The organism is Lachnoclostridium sp. An118 (assembly GCF_002160985.1).
Classification (GTDB): domain Bacteria; phylum Bacillota; class Clostridia; order Lachnospirales; family Lachnospiraceae; genus Claveliimonas; species Claveliimonas stercoravium.
Genome location: NZ_NFLQ01000051.1, coordinates 1 through 1,224, shown reverse-complemented (window position 1 = coordinate 1,224; position 1,224 = coordinate 1). Strand labels below are relative to the sequence as shown.

The following is a 1,224-nucleotide window of genomic DNA, read 5'->3' as shown; positions in this document are numbered from 1 at the left end:
TGACCGTCATAGCCCCGTGGGAATAAACCGCGGAGTGAGGGAAGTCCCCTTCTCCGGTAATCTGATTCTCACCTTTCAGCACAAGGGTAAAGTTCTCTTCCTGCGCCCATACAGCGCCGTAGCCGCTGGATGTCAGCTGGGCGTTATCCAGTGTCAAGGTGTTGGCCGCCGGATCATAGTACGCCGTGGCGCCGTCACCGTCGGCATCACCCAGAATGTCGCTGGCGTTGGCGCTGGTGACGGTGATGCCGTTCACCTTTACCGCATACGTCTGTACCCCGGATGTTTCTACTTCAGCCTTGCACACCGTACAAACCCCGTTTGCTATCTGATGCACTCCGTACTGGTCTTTTTCGGCGCAGCCCTCTGCCGTGCAGGCTTTCCAGTGATGTGTGCCGTCGCTGGTCCAGTCTTCCGCCCAGACATGCTCGTATTGCACCTTATCCTCAGGCCAGCCGTTTGCCGCCGTGTAGCCGTCAGCTCCGCAAGGCACATGAATGGCGGTGAGGGCGGCGCACTTGCCGAATACGTTATCTGCCCCCAGCTCGGGGGCCGTATTACCCGTAAAGGTCACGCTGCTCAGGCTTGTGCAATTGTAGAAGGCAAATTCTCCGATAGAGGTTACGCTGTCTAGAATCGCTACGCTCGTCAAGGTATTATTATTATAGAACGCCCTCTCACCGATAGCAGTGACCGGCTTGCCGTTTATTTTGAACCCGATTGTGCGATTTGCGCTCCCCCATGCGGAGCCCGTTATGGTCACACTGTCGCCGTTGTCTTCATAGGTCAGACCACTGGTTGTGGTGCCTCCCGCCGCAAACACGGTCATTGGCAGCATCCCCAGCAGCATGCACAGGGAAAGCAGCAACGCCGTCAGTTTCCTTTTTGCTTGCATTTGGTTTCTCCTCCTTGTCAAACAAGATTGCTTATCCTTTGGTATGTACCAAAGGATAGAAGGGATATCCCTTCTTGAAAAAATACCGGCTGCGCCGGGGCGGGCTGTGGGTTTTGCACGAAGCCCGCCCGCAGGCGCTTTTGCCGGTTTTGTTTTATCTCTCAGCCTTATTTCCCGGCCGCCGCCTTTTTCCGCCTGTAGAACAGCATCCCCAGCACGCCGCCGCAGGAAGCCAGCATCAGGCCGATCCACAGCGCCATATCGCTGCTGTCCCCAGTCTGGGGGCTTTCTGTTTGCCCAGAAGGCTTGCCCTGCTGTTCGGGCTTGGC

The 1,224-nt window shown here is 56.7% G+C and carries 2 protein-coding genes; both read right to left on the bottom strand.

Annotated features, from left to right (window positions below):
- Nucleotides 1-652, bottom strand: a 652-nt coding sequence (locus B5E62_RS16635) for a leucine-rich repeat protein (protein ID WP_242958029.1), incomplete at its 3' end; no start/stop codon positions are given.
- Nucleotides 653-1,062: 410 nt separating this feature from the next.
- The coding region (locus tag B5E62_RS17810) for an LPXTG cell wall anchor domain-containing protein (RefSeq protein WP_143468887.1) at nt 1,063-1,224 on the bottom strand (162 nt) is incomplete at its 5' end.